Genomic DNA, 20076 nt, shown 5'->3' on the forward strand with positions numbered 1-20076 from the left:
AAACTTAAAATGAAAAACTGCAGTTTGATAATTGTAGTTTTTTATCCATTTAAACTTGCAGCTGCTAAACTACTATTTTGTATCCTAAGAATTATACGTTATCTCAAAATAATCGAGTATAGATTTATAATTATCCTGTGCAGTAAGACAGATGTCCATCAAATACTCTTTGATATTAGTCCATTCCTGTAGACCTCTGTAATAAAAAAGTTTTAGTTGTTCATCAATTATAAATGGGACAATATTATTTGCTAGGCATTCTTTAAAAATAATCAAACGACCTACACGACCATTCCCATCTTGAAAGGGGTGTATAATTTCAAATTTATAATGAAAATCAATAATTTCTTCGATAGTTTTATTTTTAATCTTGTGATAACTATGCAAAAGTTCTTTCATTTTTAGTGAAACAAGTTTAGGAGAACAAGTTTCATTACCACCGACTTCATTTGGCATTTTCTTATATTCGCCAACATTAAACCAGCTCTTTGCACTATCTGACGTACCAGACTTCAATAAAAAATGAAGTTCCTTAATTATAGATTCCGTTAGCTTGCTATTGGCCTTCTCAATAATAAAATCAATGCAGCGAAAATGATTAGATGTCTCAATAATGTCATCTACGTTTATACTTTCTTTAGAAACACCAATGGTGTTAGTCTCGAAAATATATCTTGTTTGATCGTGGGTCAGTTGGCTTCCTTCAATTTTATTTGAGTTATATGTTAAATCAATCTGAGTACGATGGTAAATACCTCCTTTCAGCTTCATATCCTTTTGCTCTTTCAGAATATTAAGTAATATATTACTGGAGTTTTTTTTTGTTTCTTTTTTGGGAAGTACAGCATCTTCTGGAATATTCCATGTTTTACCAGTTAGGAATGCTCCTTTTATTTTACCTAAAGAACAATAGTGGCGTATCGTTCTCTCTGATAATTCTACTTTTTTTGCAAATTCTACTACTGAAAGATACTTCATGATATGTGTTAAATTCCGTTATCGGCAAAAATACAATAAAAAATTATTTCAAGACGGTTTATTTTGCCGATATCGGAATTTGTTATATTTTACTTTGTTAAAAATTAGTGCCGATATTTCTCCATTGTCGAAAGAAAGTACATTTTGCTGTTTATTTGTACCATTGCCTTGTTAGGTATCGATAATTTATGCTGTTTATTCCGAAGAAATCAAAGAATCCTCATGTTATTAAGAAATTAGTAAAAGGATTAAGATAGAAAAATCAAGTTTAGGAATGGATCTTTTTTTTGTATTTAAATGACGAAAAGATGCATTTTACTTATTAAATGAACCCGTTGGGTGTAATTAAAAAATAAAAGCATTTTAACACATAGAAGCATAGTTTTTTGTGCCGAAAAAAGAAAATGGAAGAAACAAGTTTCCACACATAGCTAAACTATGTGCATTTAGACTAGTGAAACGCCTTTTTTTAAGTTTAGTTAAACTATGTTTCTATGTGTTGAAAATAATTACCCAACGAGTTAAATGAATTTTTATAAACTGACAATTGTCATTCCTTCTTCAAAATCTTTTTCGTAATATTACTATTGTAAATTTTTTTGAATGAGAAAGATTAAATACAAGAAAGGGCGCAAGCTGCAACATATCACTTTAGAATATACAGGAACGCACAAGGAACATGAAACTGAGATGCAGCTTTTTGTTTATGATGATGCAGATGTTGTTGAATATGAAAAATTTACGGTACTAGCTCTAAATTCTTGTTTTGATTTTTCAAAAAATAACTGGTTAAATATTCATGGCTTAAACGATATTGACCTCATTAAAACTATCGGAGCACATTTTAACCTCGATGATTTTTTGCTCGCCGATATTCTTAACACTACAAAAAGAACAAAATTAGAAGAACAGTCAGATGTTTTGTTTTTTAATATAAAATCACTATTGCCTTCTGAGTATTCTGATACTATAAGCGTTGAGCAGCTCAGTTTTATTGTGAAGGAAGGAATCTTGATTTCTTTTCAGGAAAAACGAAGTGATTTTTTTACCCACATTCGCGAGCGTCTTCGTACACATGCAGGAATCGTTAGAACCAAAAAAGTAGATTATCTATTGTATCTGCTTTTAGATGCTGTAATGGAAAATTTCTACATAACGCTGGAAGATGAAGAAGATAAGGTGGAAGAATTGATCAATCAGACCAAAAAAGAGGCAAAACCCATTATTTTAGAAAAAATTGAAAATCATCGTGATAATTTAAATTTCCTTAAACGTTCCATTGTGCCACTTAGAGATTCGCTTTATTATTTGAAAACGAAAAAAGATGATGACGATCAAAACGGATTAATTCGAAAAGAGACGTTTAACTTTTTTATCAGACTGCATCAGAAAAGTTTGGAGCTTTTAGAACAAATAGAATCAGATATGAGCGCTTTAGAAAGTGCATCAAACTTTTATTTTTCGGAACAAAGCCGAAAAATGAACGAAATCATGAAAACGCTGACGATTATTTCGGCCATATTTATTCCGCTTACTTTTATTGTGGGAGTGTACGGAATGAACTTTGAAAATATGCCGGAACTCAAAATGAAAAATGGCTATTTTGTAGTTATGGGTGTCATGTTTTTGCTGGTTATAGCCCTAATCATTTATTTCAAGAAACGAAGATGGTTTTAACGTTTGTTTGAGTCATAAAAGAAATGATTCTATTAAATTTGTTATTTAGAATAAATATAAATAATTATGAGTAAAGCAATATATATAGCAACAAGCGATCACAACAGCGGTAAATCGATTATCACGCTCGGCTTAATGAGCATCTTAATCGGAAAGACTGCCAAAGTGGGTTATTTTAGACCTATAATCGAAGATTTTGTTGACGGCGAGGTAGACAACCATATTGAGACCGTTTTGTCGTATTTTAACCTTGATATTCATTTTGAAGATGCATATGCGATAACCAAAAGCAGATTAATCAAGAAAAAGAATAAAGGAAAAATAGGCGAGGTTCTCGATTTAATCATCGAAAAGTATAAAAAACTAGAAGAACGTTTTGATTTTGTTCTGGTTGAAGGAACAAGTTTTACGGGAGAAGGAACTTCAATCGAACTAGATTTGAACGTTTTAATCGCTAAAAATCTCGGAATCCCAACGATTATTGTTGGTTCAGGCGTTGGTAAAACTCTAGAAGAACTTTTAGACAGTTTGTATCTCGTTTACGATTCGTTCAAAATAAAAGAGGTTGAGGTATTATCTGTTTTTGCTAATAAAGTGCAACCAGAAAACATAGAATTGGTTACGAATAGTCTACAGAAAACTTTGCCTTCAACTGTGTTGGTTAATACGATTCCGTTGATTTCGAGTTTGAATAATCCGACAATGCAGGAGATTGTAAACGAATTGGATGCTAAAGTCTTATTTGGAGAAAATTATCTCAATAACGAAATTGGTCATTACAGTGTAGGAGCAATGCAATTGCATAATTATTTGGTTCATTTAAATGATAATGCTTTAGTAATTACTCCGGGTGACCGTTCTGATATTATTTTGGGAGCTTTACAGGCTAATGAATCGGCTAACTATCCAACCATTTCTGGAATTATCCTTACGGGAAATATTGTTCCAGAAGAAAGTATCTTAAAGCTTATAGAAGGACTTTCGGCAATTGTTCCGATTATTGCGGTTGACGGCGGTACGTATCATATTACCAATAAAATTGGTTCTATCAAATCTGAGATTTACGCTAATAACACGCATAAGATTGAGACTTCTATAACTACATTTGAGAAATACGTTGATAATGAAGCTTTATCAGAAAGATTAATCACTTTCCAAGCAGAAGGAATGACGCCAAAAATGTTTCAGTACAACATGGTTAAAAGGGCTAAACAGCATAGAAAACATATTGTACTACCGGAAGGAAATGATGACCGAATCATTACTGCAGCATCAAGATTATTGGATATGGATGTGGTTGATATTTCGATTATTGGCGATAAAAAGCAAATTGAAAATAAAGTCATCGAACTTGGAATTACGCTTGATTTTTCTAAAGTAAATATCATCAATCCGATAGAATCTGAGTTTTATGAAGATTATGCAAATACGTACTATGAGCTGAGAAAAGCCAAAAACGTAAGTATTACAATGGCAAGAGATTTAATGGAAGACGTATCGTATTTCGGAACCATGATGGTGTACAAAGGCCATGCAGATGGAATGGTTTCTGGAGCTGCGCATACCACCCAACATACGATTTTACCAGCATTGCAGTTCATCAAAACTAAACCTAATTCTTCTGTAGTTTCCTCTGTATTTTTTATGTGTTTAGAAGACAGAGTTTCGGTTTTCGGAGATTGTGCCATCAATCCGAACCCAACGGCAGAGCAATTGGCAGAAATCGCTATTTCTTCAGCAGAATCTAGTTTAGCATTCGGAATTGAGCCCAAAATAGCCATGCTTTCTTATTCTTCTGGCTCATCTGGAAAAGGAGATGAAGTAGAAAAAGTGCGAACTGCAACCGAAATTGTAAAAGAAAAAAGACCAGATCTTAAAATTGAAGGCCCAATTCAGTACGATGCTGCGGTTGATTTAAGCGTTGGAAAAAGCAAAATGCCAGATTCTGAAGTAGCAGGTCAGGCAAGTGTATTAATTTTTCCGGATTTAAATACAGGAAACAACACGTATAAAGCCGTACAGAGAGAAACGGGCGCTTTAGCAATTGGCCCAATGCTTCAAGGATTAAATAAACCTGTAAACGATTTAAGCCGTGGCTGTACAGTTGATGATATTATCAATACGGTGGTCATTACAGCAATTCAGGCCCAGGGAATGTAATTCAATTAAAAATTGAGAATTAAAAATTAAAAAATATTGAACGCGGATGAAACAGATTCGCTATCGCGAAAACACAGATTTGCACAGATTTTACTTTTATAAAATTATAAATTGAGAATTAAAAATTAAAAATATGGAACACGGATGAGACAGATTCGCTATCGCGAAAACGCAGATTTACACAGATTTTACTTTTATAAAATTATAAATTGAGAATTAAAAATTAAAAATATGGAACGCGGATGAGACAGATTCGCTGTCGCGAAAACTATTTTGATGAAATGAAAAATCCGTTTTAATCCGCGTCTTTACGAAGTAAATCCGTTTCATCTGCGTTCTGATCTCAAAAATAAAAAAAGAATTAAAAATTAAGAAATGGAACACGGGTGAGACAGATTCGCTATCGCGAAAACGCAGATTTGCACAGATTTTACTTTTAATAAAAAAAAATCCGTTTTTAATCCGCGTCTTTACGAAGTAAATCCGCTTCATCCGCGTACTAATCTCAACAATAAAAAAAACTTAGTGACTTAGCGCCTTTGCGGCAAAAAACATAAAAAATGAAAATACTTATCATAAACTCAGGAAGTTCATCAATAAAATATCAATTAATGGTGATGCCGACAAACGAAGTAATTTGTTCAGGTATGATTGACCGAATTGGTTTAGAAACTTCAAATATTACTTTTAAGACAGCATCAAATTCGATTGAAGAAATATTGCCGATTCCAACCCACAAAGTAGGTTTGCAGAAAGTTTCGGATTTGCTTTTAGATCCTGAAAAAGGAGTGATTAAAACTACTTCAGAAATCGCTGCGGTGGGGCACAGAGTCGTTCATGGAGGAAGTTATTTTTCTGATACGACAGAAATTACAGAAGAAGTAAAAGAAAAAATAAAAGAGCTTTCTGAACTAGCGCCTTTGCATAATCCAGCTCATTTGGTTGGAATAAATGTAGCAGAAGAAATCTTTTCTGAAGCCAAACAAGTAGCGGTTTTTGATACCGCTTTTCATCAGACAATTCCGGTTGAGGCGCATAAATATGCTATTCCGAATTTCCTTTTAACAGAACATAAAGTTCGTGTTTACGGTTTTCACGGAACAAGCCATAAATATGTTTCAGAACAAGCAATCAAATATCTAGAAAAAAGTGCTAAGATAATTACCATTCACTTAGGAAATGGCTGCAGTATGTCTGCTGTAAAAGAGGGAAAAAGCATCGATACCACAATGGGATTTTCGCCAGCAAATGGTTTAATTATGGGAACTCGTGCGGGTGATATCGACCAATCGGTTATCTTTTACTTAGTGAAAAATTTAGGCTATACTCCAGACGAGGTAAATTCTATTTTATTGAAACAAAGCGGTATGCTCGGATTGACGGGCTACAGCGATCTTCGTGATATCGAATCGAGAGCAGAAGAAGGAGATAAGGACTGCCAATTGGCTTTGCTGATGAATGCCTACAGAATTAAAAAGACAATTGGTGCTTATGCTGCGGCCTTGAACGGATTGGACGCTATTATTTTTACTGCCGGAATTGGCGAAAACTCATCGTATATGCGAAAACTAGTTTGTACAGATATGGATTATTTTGGAATTGAAATCGACGCAGCAAAAAATCAGATTCGTTCTAAGGAAATAAGAGAAATCAACTCAGAAAACTCACTTGTAAAAGTGTTGGTTGTTCCTACTGATGAAGAATATGAAATTGCAAATCAAGTTTTTCAATTGCTGAATAATTAATTTAAAAGATATTTAAGTTACTTTATGCCACTAACAAAAGTTTCATTAAATCAATTTGATATACAATCTTTAAAAGGGAAAAAAAGATATAACTCGCGTTTTAGAATCTGGATTTCATTTATATCGATTTTAGTTTTTGCAATAATATATTTATCTGTTGGTTTCGATGCGTCAAATAATGTTTTTAAGTTTTTTGCAATCGTTACAATTGTCGCTCATTTATTTTTATTTATAAGCTCAACTGTAGATAATGGCTTTAGCCATGATTTGAAAGAAAAACAGAAATACGCAGGAATATTAAAAGCAATAAAAAAAGAACATTGGATAGATGATGAAAATGGTTGGGAGAGATTTAAAGTTGATTTTGGAGAATGGAAAATAGGAGTTAAATCCTTTCAAAAAGCGTATTGGGAGAAAATAAATGAAGGAGATGAATTTTACATCGAACAAGCTGTAAATTCTGGATTTGTTTTCAAGTTGGAAAAAGATAATGTGGACTTTAAAATGGGGTTACAAATAGAAATAAAATAGTCTTATAGTTCGTTTATTAGATAAAAGCTTCTCATTTGAGGAGCTTTTTTTGCATGTGAAATTAAATATTTGTGAGTATCTTTGGGTATAAATCCGAACATATTGAAATCGATACTTATAAAATCAGTTTTCTTCTTTTTCATTGCTTTCCACATTCAGGCACAAGAATTACTTCCTTTCGTTGAAAATTACAACAAATCAGACTATCAGGGCGATAACCAAATTTGGAATGTCGCACAGGGGAAAGATGGAGCAATGTATTTTGCTAATAATCATTACTTGCTTCGTTATGATGGTGTAAAATGGGAAAAATACACACTTCCGAACAAAACCATTATCCGCTCAATTTTAATTGAAGGCGACAAGATATATTCTGGTTCCTATAAAGAATTTGGTTATTGGTACAGGAAAAACAGCAAGATGCATTATGTCTCGATTACAAAAAAACTTAGGTTGTTTGATGAAAAGGATAATGAAGAAATCTGGAAAATTTTCAGGTTCAAAGGAGCGCTTTACTTTCAGTCATTCAATGATATTTTTATTTATGACGGAAAAAATATTAAAAAGATAAAATTCCCCTTCCTGATTTCGTATTGTTTTCCTGTAGAAAATAATCTGTATGCGGCCTCGGTTAGATATGGGATTTTCAAAATGAACGGGAACAGAATTGCGAATCCAAAAGGATGGAATGTTCTAAAAAATACCGTCGTTCATGCGATTGAGAAATACAAAGGCAAGACTTATATTTTTACCCAGAAAAAAGGAGTTTTTGTTGTTGAAAAAAATGGTTTAAGATCTTGGGACAATCCGATAAATGAAACTTTAAAAAGTGCAACAATCAATGTTGCAAAATTCATAAAGGGCAATAAACTTGTTATCGGGACCGGAAATAGAGGGATTATTATTCTAGATCTTTCTACCAATCTCTATAAAAACATTGAGCGGGATAATGTCTTAATGAACAATTCGGTTCTGAGTCTAGCAATCGACAAGGAAAATGATTTATGGCTCGGACTCGATAACGGAATTGCGCATGTCGAGGTAAATTCGCCTATTTCTTTCTTTTATGATAACTCAGGAATTTTAGGTTCGGTCTATTCAGTTGCCATTACCAATAAAGGGTATTTGATTGCTTCCAATCACGGCGTTTTTGAATATGCGGCAGGAAAATTTAACATGATGCCCAATACACAGGGACAAGGATGGAATATTTCTAAAATTGACAATAAATACATTATAGGACACAACGATGGATCATTTTCATACGATAACGGTTCTCTGACCAAAATAAATGGAGTAAGTGGTGGTTGGAACATGTCTAAAAGCAGCATCAATGATACCTATTTTCAGTCAACTTACAGTGGCATATTGGTTTACGACAATTATAAAGATCTGACCCAATACAAAATTATAAAAGGTCTGGCTAAACCAATCAAATATGTTGCTCAGAATAAAAGAAACGAAATTTGGGCTGCCGATAATTATCGTGGTCTGTATCGAGTTTTACTAGACGATAACTACAACACCAAAAAGGTTGAAAATGTAACGCAGCAAAATAAAATTACGAATGATTTCGGAATCAAAATTTTTGAGTTTAGAAAAGAAATTTTGTTTCTGATTAATAATTCCTGGTATACTTTTAATTCGATAAGCAATAAGTTGGTTGAAAATGAATTGTTTAATTCCACTTTCAAAAATGTTTCAGATGTCGTTTCTATAGACGAAGACCACTTTATGGTTTTGCAGAATGGTGTTTTATATCATATTTATGCTTCGGGAAATAAGTTTATATGGAATATTATTCAGGAAAAATATTACAAAGGAAAACTCATTAATGAAAACCTTAGAATTTTTAAAAATCAAAATCATTACTTATTCAATCTTGATGATGGTTTCATTTCCTTAAAGCTAGAATATGAAAATAAACAAAAATCTGCTGTAGAGATTGAAGCTTTCAGCGATTCAAATCTAGTTCCGAATGACTCAAAAATAAAATTCAATACCGAATTGAAGATTAATGTCATTTCTGGAATTTATGGAGCAAGCAAGCCAAATCTATTTTACAGGTTTGATAAAAGCAAGGAATATACGCCAATTTCAGACGGGTTGATTATACTCAATAATCTCAGCAGTGGTTTTCATAGTGTGGAAATTTATAAGCATGATGGCGCTACTTATGACAAGGTTTCTACCTTTGAGTTTAAAGTTGCCGAACCTTGGTACTTTTCGTTTTGGATGGTTATGCTTTATTTGCTCGTTATTGGTGCAATCCTCTTTTTCTATTACAGATGGAACAAATTCCGTTATACTCAAAAATTGAAATTGCAGGCAGAAGAACTCAAACACCAGCAAGAAATTCTCGAAATGGAATTGAAGAAAGAAAACGAACTGAATATTCAGGAATATGAAAAACATATTCTAGAGCTTGAATTGCAGACAAAATCTTCTGAGGTGGCTGGCAAATCGCTTTCTATTGCAAAACAAAGCGAAATGATTGAGAATATTCAAAATATTCTAGAAACCGAAAAAGATTTCAGCAAGCTTAAAAGCGAAATCAAAAAAGCGATTAAAATTAATGAAGTAAACAAACACGAGTGGGAAACTTTTGAAACTAACCTCAATCAGATTCATAACGAGTTTATCATTAATCTGACAAAGAAATTCCCGAATCTTACACCCAAAGATATTAAACTCTGTGTGTACCTAAAAATGAACCTTTCTTCGAAAGAAATTGCACCTTTAATGAATATCTCATTTAGAGGTGTAGAATTGCACAGATATCGTCTTAGAAAGAAACTTAATCTCACTCAGGATGAAAACCTCTCAAAGTTTTTATTAAGTCTGTAAGATTTGGTTTCATTTTTTAAACATATTGTATTTTTAAATACCTTTTTTTATATAATTCTAATACATCATTACTACATCATAAGAGTGTGTTAAAGGACTATTGTCTAATTTTAACTCTTTGATATACAGTATTTTATTTGTTGTTTTTGATGTAGTGATGTAGTTGTGTAGTATTGCTAATTGATGTACTACAACGTTGTAATTGCGTAATTTGGCTCTACTAACTTAAACGATTACATACTGTATGAAAAATTTTATTTTTAGCTTTCTAGCACTCTTGCTGCTACCAGCTTATATGTCTGGACAGTCAATTAAAGGAAAAGTAGTAGACAGTAATGGAGTTGGAATTCCGGGAGCCATAATAGGAGCTGCGGAATCAAGAACTTCTGCTGATGCTGATTTCGACGGTAACTTTACAATCAATGCCAAAGTAGGAGAGCCATTAAAAGTCTCAATGCTCGGCTTTGATGCGGTTACTGTTCCTGCTACTGCTGCGCCAATGACAATTACTTTACAAGAATCTGGAGATACTGCCTTAAAAGAAGTAGTTGTAATTGGATACGGTACAAGAAAGAAAATTGATAATACTTCATCTGTAAGCTCATTAAAATCAGAGGAGATTACCAAAATGAAAGTATCGAATGCGACTCAGGCAATTCAGGGAAAGGCTGCCGGAGTTCAAGTAACGGCATCTAATACGCCTGGAGGAACACCGTCAGTAATTATTAGAGGAGTTGGTACTGCATTAGGGGGTAGAAATCCTTTATATGTAGTTGACGGAATGCCAACAGACAACATCAACAACATTAACACAAATGACATTACTTCATACGAGGTTTTGAAAGATGCATCTGCTCTTGCCATCTATGGTACTAGAGGAGCAAATGGTGTTATCATGATTACTACTAAAACTGGTAAAGGTAAGATGACTGTAGACGTTGACAGTTACATCGGATTTAAATCTGCCTTAAAGAAAGTAAAAATGGCAAACAGCGAAGAATATGCTCGCTATAGTAATGCTGCTTTTAATGATCCAACAAAATTCACTTTGAATCAGCCGATAAATACGAATTGGTATGATGAAATTACTAGAACAGGTACTTTTTCAGAAAGTAATATTGCAATTTCTGGCTCATCTGAAAGTGTTAAATACTTTTTAAGTGCTGCGAACTACGAAGAAAAAGGTATTTTGAATGGAACAGATTATTCTCGAACTACTATTAGAAGTAATAATGAATATAAAATTTCTGACAAGCTTAAACTAAGCCAAAATTTTAGTGTAAGTTCTATAAAAAACATACCTAAACCACTATCTGCATTTACAACTGCTTACAGACAATCTCCAATGGTTCCTGTACGTTACGCAGATGGAAAATACGGAGTACCATTTGTAAATAATGGAGTAGTTGCTCAAACTGGTTCTCAATTTAATTCAGTTGGAAATCCTGTAAGCGCTATAGATTTCAATAATGAAAAACAACAAACTGTAATTTTACAGGGAGGTTTAAGATTAGATTATGATATTATCAAATCTTTAAAATTTACTTCTCAATTTAATGGTGAATTTTACACGTACAAACAATATAATTATGTTGATAATTTAGCTATATGGTTAGCTGCAGACCCAAATAGAATAGTTTCTGCTTATGATACTAATAGTTTAAATATAAACACTCTAACAAGAAATAGAGAACAGTATTTTAACTGGAATCTATCAAATTATTTTACATATAACAAAGTTTTCTCAGAAATTCACGATGTTGAAGTTACAGCAGGTATAGAAACAAATGTTATTGGTACTAGAGAAAAAATCGGTGTTACAAGAAAAAATGTTGAAGCTAATTCAAATTACTGGGCTTTAGATAATGTACCTTATGCATCGGCGGTAGTTGGTTACACTGATGTAGCATTAAATCAATCTAAATTGTCATCTTATTTTGCTCGTTTCCAATATAAGTTGATGGATAAATACTTATTTACAGGTACTGTAAGACGTGACGGATCATCACAATTTTCTGAAGGTAATCGTTGGGGAACTTTCCCATCATTCGGTGCTGGATGGATTGTTACAAAAGAGAACTTCCTAAGTAATGTTAAAGGTCTTAATTTATTAAAAATTAGAGGTTCATGGGGTAGATTAGGTAACCAAAAAGTGCCACTAAACAATCAAACTTTTACATCTGGACTAAACTATGGACCAAATGCAGGTTCAGGTATTACTGTAGATTCATCTGTGGATCCAAATTTATCATGGGAGATTGTTGAAGAACTTTCTGGAGGTTTTGATATTGAAATGTTCGACAACAGATTAAAAGGATCTTTTGATGTGTATGATAAGAATACAAAAAATGCAATTTTATATGTTTTGCCATATTCAACTTCGGGACTTACTCAAAGAACAGCTACTCACGTTGGAGAAGTGTCAAACAAAGGTTATGAAATTGCTTTACGTTGGGATGATAAAATAAACGATAACTTAAGCTACTGGGTTGGAGGTAACTTCTCTCACAATCAAAATAAGTTAGCAAGTTTAAATAATCCATCTATCGCTCCAATTGTTTCAGGAAATTTAGGAAATGGACAAAATACAAAATTGCTTGATTTCACGTCTGTTGGACGCCCTATTGGTAGTTTCTACATGTACGAATATGCAGGAGTAGATCCAGCAAATGGACAGATGTTGTACTACAATGCTAATGGAGATAAAGTTGCTCAAGGTGCTTTAAACGAAGTTAATGATAAGAAATATGTAGGTTCAGTTTTACCAACTACTAATTACGGAGTTACTTTAGGTTTAACTTACAAAGACATCGACTTTTCTGTTGATGGATACGGTACTGGAGGAGCAAAAGTTTATAATGGTAAAAAAGCACAACGTTTTTCTGGAGAAAATATAGAAGCTTCTCTAACAAGAGATTTTTGGACTCCAACAAATACGACAGCTTCAAATCCAGCTCCGTTTAACCAAGTTCCGGTTGCTTCAACATATTATTTAGAATCAGCAGACTTCTTTAGAATTAATAACATTACAGTAGGATATAAACTTCCTATTAGAGAAAATAGCTTTATTAACTATTGTAGAATCTATGTAAATGCTGTTAATCCATTTATTACTCAAAAATTCTCAGGATTTTCACCAGAAGCATTAGGAGACGGAGAATTAGTGACAGGTACTCAGGGAGTTGAGCTTGATGCTTACCCATCATTGAGATCATTTGTAATTGGAGCTAATCTAAAATTTTAACATTATGAAAAAAATATATATATCATTGTTTTTACTTTCTGGACTTTTCTTTGCAGGATGCTCAGATGACTTTTTAGATGTAGATCAAACGGATAAAATTCCAGTTGATATAGATTATCTAAATACAGATAGTAAAGCTACAGAATTGGTGACTGCAATTTACAACCAATTTTTGTCTTGGGACATGTCCTCTTTTGGATGGAATGCCGTAACGAGTATAATTTCTGATGATGCTGATAAAGGTTCTGATCCTGGAGATACTGGAGCTGATAAAGATGTTATAGATGCGCTAACCTATAATGCGTCGACTCCGTCTTTTGAAAGTGTGTGGAAGGCAAATTATGCAGGAATCAATAGATGTAATCAAGCATTAACTTATTTACCACAATTAGATAAAGTAACTCCAGCTTTGAGAAATAGATTAATTGGAGAAGCAAAATTCATGAGAGCTTTTATGTATTTTACTTTAGTAAAAGGTTATGGAGCCGTTCCAATTGTTGATCGTCTAACGAATACACCATTGACTGCAGAAGATAAAGAGATGCAGTTGACTCGTAAACCAGTTGCAGATGTTTATGCTTTAATTGTTAAGGATTTAGCAGAAGCATCAGAATTACTCCCAGAGAAATCTGCTTATTCTGGCAACGATAAACAAAGAGTTTCTAAGGGTTCTGCTTATGCGTTATTAGCAAAAGTAAATTTGTACCAAAAGAACTGGCAAAATGTGATTGATAATTGTGATAAAGTTACTGGTTATTCTCTAGTTTCAGATTATTCATTGCAATTTAAAAAAGAAGGAGAATTTGGTTCTGAATCAATTTTCGAAATCAACGGTGTTGGATCACCAACTTCAGATCAAAAACTTGGAATTGGCAATTATACAGTTTCTCAAGCACCAAGAGGTAATGGTGGATGGGGCTGGGGCTTCAATACTCCATCACAAGGTTTAGCAAATGCTTACGAGCCTGGCGATGTAAGAAGAGCAGCTACAATCATCTTTAGAGGTTCAGTTTTATATGATGGCAGAGTAGTAGCTTCTACTGTAACAAATCCAATGTATAATTACAAAGCGTATTCATCAGATTTTTATAATCTTGAATTTACAGATACCAATCTTAGATACTTAAGATATGCAGAAGTATTATTGATGAAAGCGGAAGCTTTAAACGAGTTAGGACAAACTGGAGCAGCTGTTCCTTTGTTAAATCAAGTAAGACATAGGGCAGGTTTAGGCGATACTCCAGCTGTATCTCAAGGAGATGTAAGAACTGCTATTTGGAAAGAAAGAAGAGTAGAACTTGCTTTTGAACATGATAGATGGTTTGATCTAGTTAGAACAGGTCAGGCACAAGCGGCAATGGCAGCAGATGGAAAAACATTTGTGGTCGGTAAACACGAATTATGGCCAATTCCAACTTTCTTTATTAGAGAATCGGTTGGCTATTCTAGCCAAAATCCTGGAGGATATTAATTTATAAACTTTAAAATCACTTCCTTCTAAATCTAGGAAGGAAGTGATTTATTTATCAAATCACATTAAAACAAAGACATGATCAGATTTTCACTTTTACTGCTTTCTTTCGCTTTTTTAAGTTGCGGCTCGAAGGAGACTGACAAGAAAGAGAAAGAAGAAAACAAAATTTCTGTAGAAAAATTATCCGATGAACAGCTTTTGGATGTTGTTCAAAAACAGACCTTCAAATACTTCTGGGATTATGCAGAACCAAACTCAGGACTGGCTAGAGAACGCTATCATCCCGACGGGAATTATCCCGAAAATGATGCACATATCGTTACAACGGGAGGTTCAGGTTTCGGATTGATGGCAATTGTTTCGGGAATGTCCCGAGGATATATTTCTAAAGAAGAAGGAGTGAAGAGACTGGACAAAATCGCCGATTTTCTTGCTAAAGCAGATCGTTTTCACGGCGCTTGGTCACACTGGATTGATGGAAATACGGGAAAAGTTAAGCCTTTTGGAACTAAAGATAATGGAGGAGATTTGGTCGAAACATCATTTTTAGTTTCAGGAATGATTACAGTTCGCGAATATCTGAAAGACGGCAGTGCCACAGAAAAAGCGGTAGCGCAAAAATTTGATGTTTTATGGAAAGGGGTCGACTGGAAATGGTTTACCAACGGCAAAAATGTATTGTATTGGCATTGGTCGCCAAATTATGCTTGGGAGATGGATTTTCCTCTTGAAGGTTACAATGAATGTCTGATTACGTATATAATGGCGGCATCTTCGCCAGAACATTCAATCGATGCGAAAGCATATCACGAAGGATGGGCAAGAGGAGGTGCAATTGTTTCGGCAAACACAAAATACAATTTACCACTTATCTTGAAACATAACGGTGCTGCAGAATTTGGCGGGCCTTTATTTTGGGCGCATTATTCTTATGTAGGATTAGACCCGAATCAGTTAACAGATAAGTACGCGAATTATTGGAATCTCAACACCAATCATATAAAAATAGATTACCAGTATTGTTTAGAAAATCCGAAGAAATTTAAAGGATATGGAGCTGATTTTTGGGGGCTTACAGCTTCATATTCGAGAAATCCAGATGGTTCCGACGGCTATGATGCGCATATGCCGAGCAACGATAAAGGAGTTATTTCACCAACGGCCGGGGTTAGTTCAATTGTTTATACGCCTAAAGAATCAATCGCATTGATAAGAAATTTATATGAAAACCATAAAGAACTAACCTGGGGGCCTGCGGGTTTCTATGACGCTGTCAGTCTAGAACATAACTGGAGCGCAAAAAAATATCTAGCAATCGATCAAGGACCAGAAGTGGTCATGATCGAAAACTATCGTTCAGGTTTGTTATGGAAATTGTTTATGAATGCTCCGGAAGTAAGACAAGGGTTGCAGAAACTTGGTTTTAAATCTGAAAAATATGGAATTCAATAAATGAAGTACAAAGTCACGCTTTTAGCTTTCTTATTTTCTTTTTTGGGTTTTGCACAAAGTGAAACTACCGGAAAATTAAAAACGGTTATTGTATCCAATTATGAGTTGGGTTACGCCTTGCACAAACCCGCAGATGTAGAGAAAAATAAGCCATTGATTGTTTTTGTTTCGGGAGATGGAGAAAAAGGAACTGCTATTGAGAAAGTAAAAATTAATGGCCCTTTTAAATATTTAAAAAGTCATCCATTAGATGCTTATATTCTGGCGCCTCAATGCAAAGAAGATGAAAATTGGGATATAGAATCGATTTATCAGTTGATTCAGAAAATCCAAAGAGAAAACAACATAGATTCAGAAAGGATATATGTTACGGGATTAAGTTCAGGCGGATGGGCAGCTTGGAATCTGGCCATTTCTCATCCTGAAATGTTTGCTGCTGTAGTGCCAATTTCAGGTTTTGTTGATTTGATTCAGATGGAAGAGATCTGCAAAATCAAAAGCATTCCTGTAAGAATTTATCACGGACTATTGGATGATGTGGTAAATGTTGATTATGCGGTAACGGTTTACAAGGAATTAAAAAAATGCAATGCCCAAGACGTTCAATTAACCATTTTTGACGATGCGGGACATGACAGCTGGACAAGAGTTTATGACAATCCTGAAATCTATAATTGGATGCTGCAGCAAAAGAAAACAAACACAAAGAATTAATAAAAAAATGGAATCAGATTTATTAAGACTTAAGCTTAATGACCAAAATTTCATATTCCAAGAAATAAATTAAAAACCTATGAAAAACAAATTAATCTTACTCTTTTTAGGATGTACTGTTTTGGGATTTTCTCAAAAAAAGAGCACTAAAAATTCAGTAACCATTAAGCCAAAATCAGAATTTGTAGCTGAACTTTTGTCTAAAATGACTTTGGATGAAAAACTAGGGCAGCTAAACTTACCAACTTCTGGAGATATTACGACAGGACAAGCAAACAGCTCTAACATTGCAAAAAATATTGCTGAAGGTAAGGTTGGCGGTTTGTTCAATATTAAATCAGTTCAAAAAATTAAGGAAGTACAGAAGATTGCTGTTGAAAAAAGCCGTTTAAAGATTCCATTGCTTTTTGGTATGGATGTTATTCACGGTTACGAAACTACATTTCCGATTCCGTTAGGTTTATCTTGTACTTGGGATATGGGCTTGATCGAACGTAGCGCCCAGATTGCCGCTCAAGAAGCCAGCGCAGACGGAATCAACTGGACATTTTCGCCAATGGTTGATATTTCTCGCGATCCCAGATGGGGAAGAGTTTCAGAAGGTTCTGGAGAAGATCCGTATTTAGGAAGCCAGATTGCGAAAGCTATGGTAAATGGTTACCAGCAGCGTGATCTTTCAAAAAATAATTCAATTTTAGCTTGTGTGAAACACTTTGCATTGTATGGAGCTCCAGAAGCAGGACGTGACTATAATACGGTTGACATGAGCCACATCAGAATGTTTAATGAATATTTCCCACCTTACAAAGCAGCTGTTGATGCTGGTGTTGGATCGGTAATGGCATCTTTTAACGAAGTTGATGGAATCCCCGCTACTGGAAACAAATGGTTAATGACAGATGTTTTAAGAAAGCAATGGGGTTTTAAAGGTTTTGTGGTAACAGATTATACGGGAATCCCAGAAATGATTCCGCACGGAATGGGAGATCTTCAAGATGTTTCTGCTTTAGCTTTAAATGCAGGTGTTGAAATGGATATGGTTGGAGAAGGTTTCTTAACGACTTTAAAAAAATCGTTAGACGAGAAAAAAGTAACTATTCAAACTATTGATAATGCCGTAAGATTGATTTTAGAAGCTAAGTATGATTTGGGTTTATTCCAAGATCCATATAAATACTGCGACGAAAAAAGAGCAAAAACTGAAATTTTTACTGCTGCAAGCAGAAAAGAAGCGCGCCAGATTGCCGCACAGTCTTTGGTTTTGCTAAAAAATCAAAATCAGTTATTGCCACTTAAAAAATCGGGAACTATCGGTTTGATTGGCCCATTGGCAGATGCAAAAGAAAATATGCCAGGAACTTGGTCGGTAGCGACCAAAATGGAAAATGCGGTTTCTTTATTGGCGGGAATAAAAGAGGTAGCTGGAAAAAATACTAAAGTATTGTATGCAAAAGGCAGCAACTTAGATTACGATGAGACTTTTGAAACTAACGCTACAATGTTTGGAAAAACATTACACCGTGATTCACGTTCGAAAGAAGAATTATTGGCCGAAGCTTTAAAAGTAGCAGAACAATCAGATGTAATTATTGCGGCTCTTGGAGAATCTGCAGAAATGAGCGGTGAATCAAGCAGCCGTGCTAACCTAGAAATTCCGCAAGCGCAAAAAGATTTACTGAATGCTTTATTGAAAACAGGAAAACCAGTTGTTGTTGTTTTATTTGACGGCCGACCTTTGGTAATTACCGAGGAAGAAAAAACAGTTCCAGCTATTTTAAATGCTTGGTTCGCGGGTACAGAAGCAGGTTACGCTATTGCAGATGTTTTATTTGGAGATGTAAATCCTTCAGGAAAATTAACATCAACTTTCCCAAGAAGCGTTGGTCAATTGCCAATTTACTATGCACATAAAAATACTGGTAGACCGCTTGCTAACACTGAAGGTAAATTCGAAAAATTCAGATCAAATTATATTGACGAAAGAAACGAGCCATTATTTCCATTCGGATTTGGTTTAAGCTACACCACTTTTGATTATTCAAACTTGAAAATTTCCTCTGATAAAATGAATTTCAGCGGCAAATTAAAAGTAACAGTAGAGGTAACAAACACTGGAAATTTTGACGGAAAAGAAACGGTTCAATTATACATTAGAGATTTGGTGGGTTCTGTAACAAGACCAGTTAGAGAATTGAAAGGTTTCCAAAAGATAGCGCTTAAAAAAGGCGAAAAACAAACCGTAAGTTTTGATATTACTGTTGAAGATTTAAAATTTTATAACTCTGATTTACAATTTGTAGCAGAGCCAGGACAGTTTGATGTTTTCGTTGGAGGAAGTTCGACTGCCGACAAGAAAGTTAGTTTTGAGTTAACTAAATAGTTGGTTTATTTATTGTAAAAAGCCCTTCGTATGGTTAACGAGGGGCTTTTTTTCTGAAATAAAAATCATTTTAAAATGGAAAGAAATGAGAGATTTTAAAAGATTGTGTTCAATAGCATTACTGATTGTTTTTTCTTTTAGTTACGCACAAAAGAATGCAATAGTTGCACATCGTGGAGCATGGAAAAAGAATAACTTGCCAGAAAACTCTATCGCTGCATTAAGACACGCAATTGACCTAAAATTGCCAGGGTCAGAATTTGATGTCTGGAGAACAGCAGATGATTCGCTTGTCATCAATCATGATGCACACTATAACAAACTACTTATTGAAGAAACCAAATATGCCGATTTAATTCGGTTTAAGCTTTCTAATGGAGAAAAACTTCCAACCTTATGCGAGTATATTTCAGAAGGGAAAAAGAATAATAAAAAGACGCTTTTAGTCTGCGAGATCAAGCCTTCAGAAATCAGTAAAGAAAGAGGACAGAAAACAGCTTTAATGGCAGTTGAGGTTGTTAAAAAATTAAAGGCAGACAAAAATACCTGCTACATAAGTTTTGATTACGAAATCCTCAAAGCAATCAGAAAAGTGGATCCAAAGACTTCTTTGCAATATTTGGAAGGAAACAAATCTCCAAAGGAAGTAAAGGCAGATAAAATTAACGGAGTCGATTATCATTATTCTGTTTTCCAAAAACATCCCGAATGGATCAAAGAAGCTGAGGACAACAAGATTATTCTAAATGCTTGGACTGTTAATGAAGCGACAGATATGGATTGGCTTATCGCTCATAAATTCAACTATATCACAACAAACGAACCCGAACTTTTAAGCGAAAGATTAAAGTTTAAAAAATAATCTGGAGGCTTG

At 34.3% G+C, this 20076-nt stretch carries 12 protein-coding genes; 11 read left to right on the forward strand and 1 reads right to left on the reverse strand.

All coding sequences use genetic code 11. The features are described from left to right. Nucleotides 1-84 precede the first annotated feature (84 nt). Nucleotides 85-978, reverse strand: a complete 894-nt coding sequence (locus tag E0W73_RS01515; RefSeq protein WP_135220318.1) for a Fic family protein — start codon at nucleotides 976-978, stop codon at nucleotides 85-87. 603 nt (nucleotides 979-1581) lie between these two features. Here E0W73_RS01515 and corA point away from each other — a divergent pair. The 11 genes from corA to E0W73_RS01570 all read left to right on the forward strand — a co-directional run bounded on the left by corA (nucleotide 1582) and on the right by E0W73_RS01570 (nucleotide 20064). Then, on the forward strand, nucleotides 1582-2655 hold the full coding sequence (gene corA, locus E0W73_RS01520) for a magnesium/cobalt transporter CorA (protein WP_135220319.1): 1074 nt from the start codon (nucleotides 1582-1584) through the stop codon (nucleotides 2653-2655). 66 nt (nucleotides 2656-2721) lie between these two features. Further along, entirely contained in the window at nucleotides 2722-4815 is a 2094-nt protein-coding gene (gene pta, locus E0W73_RS01525; protein WP_135220320.1) for a phosphate acetyltransferase, read from the forward strand. Between the two features lie 560 nt (nucleotides 4816-5375). Further along, complete coding sequence (locus E0W73_RS01530; protein ID WP_135220321.1) at nucleotides 5376-6560, forward strand: acetate/propionate family kinase; 1185 nt, start codon at nucleotides 5376-5378, stop codon at nucleotides 6558-6560. Between the two features lie 24 nt (nucleotides 6561-6584). Further along, nucleotides 6585-7091 carry a hypothetical protein gene (locus tag E0W73_RS01535; RefSeq protein WP_135220322.1) on the forward strand — a complete coding sequence of 169 codons (507 nt, stop codon included), beginning with the start codon at nucleotides 6585-6587 and terminating at the stop codon, nucleotides 7089-7091. A 102-nt stretch (nucleotides 7092-7193) separates the two neighbouring features. Continuing rightward, nucleotides 7194-9938 (forward strand): LuxR C-terminal-related transcriptional regulator, encoded by a 2745-nt coding sequence (locus E0W73_RS01540; protein ID WP_135220323.1) that lies wholly within the window; start codon nucleotides 7194-7196, stop codon nucleotides 9936-9938. Between the two features lie 244 nt (nucleotides 9939-10182). Next, nucleotides 10183-13182 carry a SusC/RagA family TonB-linked outer membrane protein gene (locus tag E0W73_RS01545; protein WP_135220324.1) on the forward strand — a complete coding sequence of 1000 codons (3000 nt, stop codon included), beginning with the start codon at nucleotides 10183-10185 and terminating at the stop codon, nucleotides 13180-13182. Nucleotides 13183-13186: 4 nt separating this feature from the next. Further along, nucleotides 13187-14653 carry a RagB/SusD family nutrient uptake outer membrane protein gene (locus E0W73_RS01550; RefSeq protein ID WP_135220325.1) on the forward strand — a complete coding sequence of 489 codons (1467 nt, stop codon included), beginning with the start codon at nucleotides 13187-13189 and terminating at the stop codon, nucleotides 14651-14653. 78 nt (nucleotides 14654-14731) lie between these two features. Continuing rightward, nucleotides 14732-16108, forward strand: coding sequence for a glucoamylase family protein (locus E0W73_RS01555; RefSeq protein ID WP_135220326.1), 1377 nt, complete (start codon nucleotides 14732-14734; stop codon nucleotides 16106-16108). After that, nucleotides 16109-16822, forward strand: coding sequence for a carboxylesterase family protein (locus E0W73_RS01560; protein WP_135220327.1), 714 nt, complete (start codon nucleotides 16109-16111; stop codon nucleotides 16820-16822). Between the two features lie 79 nt (nucleotides 16823-16901). After that, nucleotides 16902-19202 carry a beta-glucosidase BglX gene (bglX, locus tag E0W73_RS01565; protein ID WP_135220328.1) on the forward strand — a complete coding sequence of 767 codons (2301 nt, stop codon included), beginning with the start codon at nucleotides 16902-16904 and terminating at the stop codon, nucleotides 19200-19202. An 85-nt stretch (nucleotides 19203-19287) separates the two neighbouring features. Then, complete coding sequence (locus E0W73_RS01570; protein ID WP_135220329.1) at nucleotides 19288-20064, forward strand: glycerophosphodiester phosphodiesterase family protein; 777 nt, start codon at nucleotides 19288-19290, stop codon at nucleotides 20062-20064. The last annotated feature ends 12 nt before the right edge of the window (nucleotides 20065-20076 follow it).

This window comes from Flavobacterium foetidum (genome assembly GCF_004634245.1).
Lineage (GTDB): Bacteria > Bacteroidota > Bacteroidia > Flavobacteriales > Flavobacteriaceae > Flavobacterium > Flavobacterium foetidum.